This window comes from Companilactobacillus huachuanensis (genome assembly GCF_005404815.1).
GTDB lineage: Bacteria > Bacillota > Bacilli > Lactobacillales > Lactobacillaceae > Companilactobacillus > Companilactobacillus huachuanensis.
In genome coordinates, this window is record NZ_BJDF01000023.1 from 23,703 (window position 1) to 30,652 (window position 6,950).

General features: G+C 37.9%; 9 protein-coding genes and 1 pseudogene. 4 read left to right on the forward strand and 6 right to left on the reverse strand.

What is annotated here, in order from left to right; translation table 11 throughout:
- The 4 genes from FFM71_RS11495 to FFM71_RS11510 all read right to left on the reverse strand — a co-directional run bounded on the left by FFM71_RS11495 (position 1) and on the right by FFM71_RS11510 (position 2,566).
- Positions 1 to 666 carry an ATP-binding cassette domain-containing protein gene (locus FFM71_RS11495; RefSeq protein ID WP_137612295.1) on the reverse strand — a complete coding sequence of 222 codons (666 nt, stop codon included), beginning with the start codon at positions 664 to 666 and terminating at the stop codon, positions 1 to 3.
- Entirely contained in the window at positions 663 to 1,571 is a 909-nt protein-coding gene (locus tag FFM71_RS11500; protein ID WP_137612296.1) for a metal ABC transporter solute-binding protein, read from the reverse strand. The genes FFM71_RS11495 and FFM71_RS11500 overlap by 4 nt, the downstream gene beginning before the upstream one ends.
- A 124-nt stretch (positions 1,572 to 1,695) precedes the next feature.
- Entirely contained in the window at positions 1,696 to 2,112 is a 417-nt protein-coding gene (locus FFM71_RS11505) for an arsenate reductase/protein-tyrosine-phosphatase family protein (RefSeq protein ID WP_137612297.1), read from the reverse strand.
- On the reverse strand, positions 2,105 to 2,566 hold the full coding sequence (locus FFM71_RS11510; RefSeq protein WP_137612298.1) for a Fur family transcriptional regulator: 462 nt from the start codon (positions 2,564 to 2,566) through the stop codon (positions 2,105 to 2,107). The genes FFM71_RS11505 and FFM71_RS11510 overlap by 8 nt, the downstream gene beginning before the upstream one ends.
- A 192-nt stretch (positions 2,567 to 2,758) precedes the next feature.
- Here FFM71_RS11510 and FFM71_RS11515 point away from each other — a divergent pair, with 192 nt between their 5' ends.
- A complete protein-coding gene (locus tag FFM71_RS11515) occupies positions 2,759 to 3,448 on the forward strand; it encodes a VIT1/CCC1 transporter family protein (RefSeq protein ID WP_137612299.1) in 690 nt (229 codons plus the stop codon).
- Between the two features lie 10 nt (positions 3,449 to 3,458).
- Positions 3,459 to 4,163 carry a VIT1/CCC1 transporter family protein gene (locus tag FFM71_RS11520; RefSeq protein ID WP_373278805.1) on the forward strand — a complete coding sequence of 235 codons (705 nt, stop codon included), beginning with the start codon at positions 3,459 to 3,461 and terminating at the stop codon, positions 4,161 to 4,163.
- Positions 4,164 to 5,013: 850 nt separating this feature from the next.
- On the opposite strand, the gene FFM71_RS11525 is transcribed toward FFM71_RS11520, so the two are convergent.
- Entirely contained in the window at positions 5,014 to 5,289 is a 276-nt protein-coding gene (locus FFM71_RS11525) for a metal-sensing transcriptional repressor (protein ID WP_137612300.1), read from the reverse strand.
- Positions 5,290 to 5,452: 163 nt separating this feature from the next.
- Between FFM71_RS11525 and FFM71_RS11530 the strand changes: the two genes are divergently transcribed.
- Both FFM71_RS11530 and FFM71_RS11535 read left to right on the forward strand, forming a co-directional pair.
- On the forward strand, positions 5,453 to 5,782 hold the full coding sequence (locus tag FFM71_RS11530) for a thioredoxin family protein (protein WP_171000564.1): 330 nt from the start codon (positions 5,453 to 5,455) through the stop codon (positions 5,780 to 5,782).
- A 465-nt stretch (positions 5,783 to 6,247) separates the two neighbouring features.
- On the forward strand, positions 6,248 to 6,517 hold the full coding sequence (locus FFM71_RS11535; protein ID WP_137612301.1) for a hypothetical protein: 270 nt from the start codon (positions 6,248 to 6,250) through the stop codon (positions 6,515 to 6,517).
- A 282-nt stretch (positions 6,518 to 6,799) separates the two neighbouring features.
- Here FFM71_RS11535 and FFM71_RS13675 read toward each other — a convergent pair.
- Positions 6,800 to 6,950: pseudogene (locus tag FFM71_RS13675) on the reverse strand (IS630 family transposase); the annotation flags it as partial.

Genomic DNA, 6,950 nt, shown 5'->3' on the forward strand with positions numbered 1-6,950 from the left:
TTAACCCTCCATCTCGAACATTTTTTTAGAAACTTCAGCGACATCAAGTTCTTCAAGTGTTTTATTTTTGAAAAGTAATGCGCGTTTTGTATATTTTTTAGTTAGTTCATAATCGTGTGTTATGAAAATAACGGTTAATTGATATTTTTGATTCAACTCTTGAACAAGATCCATCAGCTGCATTTTAACTTCGACATCCAAACTGGCAGTTGATTCGTCAAGAATCAGAATTTTAGGTTCATTCAAAAGCGCCTGAGCTAAGTAAGCCTTCTGTTTTTCACCACCTGAAGCTAACCCTAGTGGACGATTTTTTAGTTGAGTCAGGTGAGTTTTTTCCATAATAGTGGTAATCAGTTCGTTATCCAGTTGACGTTGCTTAGGACTAAAAGTGAATTTGAGATTTAAACGGATAAATTGCTCAATGCTGAGTGGATAATCGAGGTCGATATTACGAAATTGAGGCACATAACCAATGGTTTGCTTTGCTACATTCAACGTGCCACTAGTTTTTGATTCTAAGCCCATCAGAATTTTTACCAGTGTTGTTTTTCCGGATCCGTTCGGGCCTATTAAACTGATGAATTCACCGTTGTTGATTCGAAAATTCAAATTTTTAAAAATTAATTGTTTACCGAAACTTTTAGTTAAATTCTTTGCTTCAATCATTGTTTTATTTCACCTTGTAAAATCTTATTTAGAGCTTGATATTGTGATAGCATCCATTGTTGATACGTTTTACCTTTTGGTAAGGTTTCCGTGACATTTAAAACAGGAATGTTATTTTTTTTTGCTAAAGTGACGAGATTATTGACAACTTTACTGTCAGTCTGAGTATTTAAAACTAGAAAAGCAATTTTCTTATTTTCAATTCCTTGATGCATGGACTTGATAACAGCAGGAGTAGGGTCGGTGCCATTTTCAATAGCCTGTTCGAATTTTTGATTAGTGACAGTTAGTCCGAGTGTTTTAATGGAATAATCAAAAACGGGTTCAGTAACGTAAACATTTTTGTTAGATAACTTGTTAACAGTATCTTTTAACTGACTCAACTCTTTTTGAACTGGTTTGAGTGAAGCTATGTATTCTTGGGCGTTTTGTTCAAAATAAGCTTTATCTTGAGGATACTTTTTAGCTAAGCGGTCTGCTAAATATTTCGCATAATCAGGCATGGTTTCGGGATTGTACCAAAGGTGAGGATTAACACCGGTTTTTTGATGCATGACATTTTCACCAATCTTGATTTCAGTACCGCTTTTCTGGAGCTTATTCATCCATGAGTCATAACCTAAACCGTTGGCTACAGTGACATCGGCCTTGCTGACAGATTGGGCGACTCTAGTTGTAGGTTCGTAATCATGCGGGTCAATGGCAGGATTATTAATAATAGAAGTAACGTTTCCCTTATCACCAACAATCTTTTTGGCAACTTCAGCATAAAAATCAGTGGTTGTAACGATGTTGATTTTTTGTTTAGATTCGGAAACTTTTTTATTAGAGCATCCTGAAATTATTAATACAAAAATTGCTAAGGTTAGAATGATTCCTAAAGATTTTTGTTTCTTGAAGTTCATTGTGTTCTCTCCTTAATGATAAATAATACTATTTAACCCTAAACTAAACTCATAAAAAAGTAAATAGTAAGTTTTACCATTTAAAACTGAGCAAAAAAATAAGGACTGCTCTGATGGGCGGTCCTTACTGTTTATTAATATAGTTTGCTAATGCTACGATATGTTGCTTAATATCATCACGGACATCACGATATGCTTGAGTTACTTCACCTTCAGTACCAGGTGTCAGCATTGGGTCAGCGATAGGCCAATGCAACCAGCGAGCACTGGATGGCAGTATATTTTTATCACGAGCTTCACCACTCAAAGTAACTACAACCGTCGCTTGATTTAGAAAGAGATCATCAATTCTTTTAGATGTCTGTTGTGAAATATCTATACCATCATCTGCCATAACTTTTACGGCCTTGGGATCGAGATCTTCAGCGCGCACGCCCGCACTTTCGATTTTCCAAGTTGGTAGATACTTTTTGGCGTATCCTTTGGCAATTTGACCACGACAAGAGTTGCCGCTACATAGGAAGTAAATACTATTAGTCATTTTTAATACCTAGTTTGATTTGACATTCTGGGCAAAGACCGTAGACTTCCATGTGATTTCCGGAAATCATGTATCCAGAGATTTCAGCGGTTTTTTCTTCAAGACGTTTCTCAGTATCGCTAAAGCCAGGATACGTAACGTCTACGATTCGTCCACAATTGGTACAAATGGCGTGATAGTGGGGTGAGCCGAAGTAATCATAGTGAGTACTACCGTCACCGTTTTGCAATTCAACGACTAAATGATGGTCAACAAAAGTGTTCAGAGTATTATAAATCGTAGATGACCCGATATTAGGCAATTCCTTGCCGAGGGCATCACGAATCGTCTCCACAGTAGGGTGATTATGATGGCTAACTAAATAGGCCAAGATAATATGCCGTTGTGGGGTAACTCGCAACTTATGGTCCTTTAGAACTTGGAGTGTTTCTTCCATTACAGCGTTACTAGCCATGAGCAATCTTCCTCTCTATCTAAGAATCATTACAAGTTAATTATATTACTAAATGTACGACAATTCCAAAGAAACTACCTTTTTTCATAAAAGACGGTTATTTGTTTACTTTACTGAAAACTAGAGTTATTATGAATTCGTTACTAAATGAGAACCATTCCAAAGTAATGCACGGTTAAGGAGCGAAACGTTATGGTCAAAGAAAAGAAAAAACAAAGCTTAGCTGAAAAAATTAATGTAATGCGTGCCAGTGTTATGGGAGCCAATGATGGGATTGTTTCTGTTGCCGGAATCGTTGTCGGAGTTGCTAGTGCCCAGAGTAATAGTCATGCTATTTTTCTAGCGGGAATCGCCGGAATGCTAGCTGGAACCATTTCAATGGCAATGGGGGAATGGGTATCTGTCAGTACCCAACGTGATACTGAGAAACGAGCCTTGGAAAAAGAGTCAGCGGCATTAGATGGAAATTATGACACTGAATTCGGTTTTATTCGTGATAAGTACCAAGCAACTGGAATTTCAAATGAATTAGCGACTAAAGCTACTTCGGAAATGTTGAGTGACGAACCATTGGATGTAGCAGTTCGTGAACGTTATGGTTTCAATCCTAAGGAGAAAACTAGTGCGATTGCAGCGGCTATGGCCTCAATGATTTCTTTCCCAACTGGTTCAATTTTGCCACTTGTTTCAATTACCATGTTTCCACAAGATATTAAAATGATGGCGACTGTGATTGCTGTTATTATCGCACTTTCAATTACTGGCTATACAGCGGCAGTTTTGGGTGGAGCTAATCGAATGAAAGCAGTTATTAGAAATGTGGTTTCTGGACTGTTAACTATGTTCGTAACTTATGCAATCGGTTCACTGTTTGCACATTAAGGGAGAGAGAATGATGAAATCTATGACAATTTCTAAACCAAAGAAGCAAAAGAAGACTATGGCCGAACGTTCCAATACCTTGCGTGCTGGTGTTTTGGGCTCAAACGATGGTATTTTAACAGTTGTCGGGGTGTTATTTTCAGTTGCCGTAGCAACAACCAATCAATTCGTAATTTTTATCGCAGGTCTATCTGACCTCTTAGCATGTGCTTTTTCAATGGCTTCTGGAGAATATGCTTCAGTTAGCTCTCAAAAGGATACTGAAAGAGCTGCAATTGAAAAAGAACGTGAGCTGATAAAGACTGACTATCAATCTGAGTTGTCGGTTGTAGCAAACTACTATGTTGAACGTGGCGTTACACAAAAGACTGCTAATGACATTGCATCAGAGTTGATGAAAAAGGACGCCTTGGGGACAGTTGTTCGAGTTAAGTATGACTTGCAACTTGGACACTATATGAGTCCTTGGGATGCCGCGTTTTCTTCATTAGTTTCAGCAGCTTCCGGTGGTATTTTCCCACTAGTTGCGATGACATTATTGCCATCCGCTATTAAATGGCCCGGAACAATTTTGGCAGTTACTTTGTCAGTTGCTCTGACAGGATATTTAAGTGCCAAATTAGGTGATGGTCTTGTAAAGACTGCAATGATCAGAAATATTATTGTCGGTTTGATTACTATGGCAATTCACTATTCAGTCGGATTGATGCTTTGATTTCCGCTTCAGTAGCTTTCCTAAGTTGTCTGGTGCTAGTTAAATATCCCGTCTACAGAGCTGGGAAATATTCACTAGCTGTGCGGACCGGTCCGAGCCTGAGAGACGGTCTCGAACCTCGGTTTGAAGCCTTGACATAGTTCGTCAAGTCTCCAAACACGTCCGGTGTTGTAATGGCTAAAGCCATAACAACACTTCCACGGCACACAAATATTTCCCAGCTCTTCCGACTAAATAATCGTTATTAATTGAATATAAAAATATCGCAATATAAAAATATTCGATTGGTTTTATATCCATCATATTTTAAATTCCAAAACATTATTGATGCGAATATTTGTGACAAATTATCAACTCGCACCATGCGTATTTCAACAATTATTTTTAAAGCTTTTGCGTAGATTATTAAATATTAACTGAAGGTTGAAAGGTGAAAAAGTGATATAAATAGTGCTCTGATAGTCCTAAATGAAATTTATTTATCAATTTATTTAAATAGCAAAAGATAACAATCAGACATTCGTATTATTAAAAAACTAGTTGGAAGAACTGAAAGTATTCATTTGCCGCGAAAGTGGCGTTAGAGCTTTACTCTTACACCACCGGGCGTGTTGGAGACTTACCGTTTTTTGGTAAGGCTTCAACCGAGATTCGAGACCGCCTTTTGGCTCGAATCGTACCGCGCAGCATATGAATACTTTCAGCTCTGGAAACGGCATAACTCATCAAACTTTCAACCTTTAGATATTAAAATAAAAATGAGCTGTATTACACCTAATTATTTGATTCCTTAAGTGTGATACAACTCATTTTTTGTGATTTGCATATAACCAAAATCCCATTTAACTTGCTACTTTGTTTTTAACATTAGATCTAATGATTTTTGCAAATCTTCCAATTGCTTTGCATCTTTGCAGTCGGTATTTTTACGGATATTTTGGGCGATGACTAGCTTCATTGCCTTATCAACGCTTGATTTTACGGCTGACAGTTGCATCAAAACGTCATCACAGGGTTTATTATCATCCATCATTCTGAGGACGGCATCGAGCTGTCCACGGGAACGTTTTAAACGGCTGGTGATTTTTTTTGATGCCGCCGCTGATTCTTCGGGTGTTTGAGACATTTCTACCTCCCAAATTTGCTTTATTGTTCCAATTATACCCATGCGGGTACCGGGTAGCAAATAATTGATTTATTTTTCTTAAAAAGGCTTTATAAACAAAATATTTGCTTTCAATTACCCTAGGGGGTATATTATTTTACATAGAAATGAGAAGGAGATTTGAATGATGGCTAATATTACAGAAATTTCAGATAAGACATTCAATGACGAGACAAGTAAGGGACTAGTTATTACAGATTTTAACGCTGACTGGTGTCCTCCATGTAAAATGATGAATCCAATTTTGGAGAAGCTATCATCAACTGATGAACTTGGTGGCAAGATCAAGTTCACCTCAATGAACGTTGACCATAATCCGGATACACCTAACAACTTTGGTATTCAGGGAATTCCAACATTTATCATCAAGAAAGATGGTAATGTTGTAGGCCGTATGGTCGGTTATCAACCAGAAGCAAAATTCCGTATGGAACTAGAGAAGTATATGAATTAGTTTGGTGTTTGGTTCACTGTCGCCGGAGATGACAAGTGATAGAGCCCGCTATGCGACCGGTTCGAGCCAAGGTGCGGTCTCGAACCTCGATTTTGAGCTTTGCAAAAACCGCAAATCTCAAAATACGTCGATGGAGTAAGGGATAAATCCCTAACTCCATTTGCACAGCAGGTCTCTATCACTTGTCATCTCCGGCTGTTTTTTTGGTGGTGGCAGTTTTAATGGTTATATGTAATTTAATTTTTATTTTAAATGGTTATAAGTCAGATGATTCCATTGTTGGAGTGTCTGGCTTTTTTGGTATGTTGAATTAATTGGTGAAATCGAAATTCGAGACCGTCTGTTAGGCTCGAATTGATCCGCATAGCAAGTTAATGTTCTCAGCTCTGGAGACAATTCTCAAAAGGTGGTATATTTGACGGGAGAAAACGGTTTCAAATATATATGTAAAAGGGATGGTAGCAAATGTCTAAATTACCTGGAACGCTTAAATATATCAGTTGGTTTGAAGGCGAAATCATTACAATCGATTTTGGACGTTCAGTTAACTTTGATCCGAAAGCTTATCCAGAGTTAACCAAAATTGGACGGTGGATAGCTTCAGACGATCAGTCGAAGTATTATTTGGCTTATAAGATCGACAGCATTTATCCAGATAAAATTATCAATCATCTATTGGGGACATTGAATTTGAATGGTTATGAACTGATTCATAGTTCTGCTACATATGCTTAATAATCCAAAATAAAAAGCCGCAAACTGCGACTTTTTATTGTTTTTATGTATTGTTTTTAAAAGTTAGTTAAGCTTGCCGTTTCCAGAGCTGAGAGTATTCAATTGCCGCGCGGAACGGCTCGAGCCAGAAAGCGGCCTCGAACCTCGGTTGAAGCCTCGCAAAACCCGCGAGTCTTCAACGCGCCCGGTGGTGTAATTTAAAGCACTAACGCCACTTTCGCTGCAAATGAATACTCTCAGCTCTTCCAACTAGTGGAGCGTAGCTCTCATATTTATATTTAATCAACCTTCAAGTTTTGGATAAAGTGAATGTAATTTTATACGTGCATCTGCAGTTGTGAATTGCCAATCTATTGATAAATTTTTAGCATTACGTTCACTACACCATGCTGCTACTTCTCGTTTTAATTGTTCCATTTCTGGAATTCGCCTG

Bases quoted from the DNA above. Each gene is read 5' to 3' on its own strand.
- FFM71_RS11495 (WP_137612295.1), bottom strand. From the start codon at position 666: ATGATTGAAGCAAAGAATTTAACTAAAAGTTTCGGTAAACAATTAATT.
- FFM71_RS11500 (WP_137612296.1), bottom strand. From the start codon at position 1,571: ATGAACTTCAAGAAACAAAAATCTTTAGGAATCATTCTAACCTTAGCA.
- FFM71_RS11505 (WP_137612297.1), bottom strand. From the start codon at position 2,112: ATGACTAATAGTATTTACTTCCTATGTAGCGGCAACTCTTGTCGTGGT.
- FFM71_RS11510 (WP_137612298.1), bottom strand. From the start codon at position 2,566: ATGGCTAGTAACGCTGTAATGGAAGAAACACTCCAAGTTCTAAAGGAC.
- FFM71_RS11515 (WP_137612299.1), top strand. From the start codon at position 2,759: ATGGTCAAAGAAAAGAAAAAACAAAGCTTAGCTGAAAAAATTAATGTA.
- FFM71_RS11520 (WP_373278805.1), top strand. From the start codon at position 3,459: ATGATGAAATCTATGACAATTTCTAAACCAAAGAAGCAAAAGAAGACT.
- FFM71_RS11525 (WP_137612300.1), bottom strand. From the start codon at position 5,289: ATGTCTCAAACACCCGAAGAATCAGCGGCGGCATCAAAAAAAATCACC.
- FFM71_RS11530 (WP_171000564.1), top strand. From the start codon at position 5,453: ATGATGGCTAATATTACAGAAATTTCAGATAAGACATTCAATGACGAG.
- FFM71_RS11535 (WP_137612301.1), top strand. From the start codon at position 6,248: ATGTCTAAATTACCTGGAACGCTTAAATATATCAGTTGGTTTGAAGGC.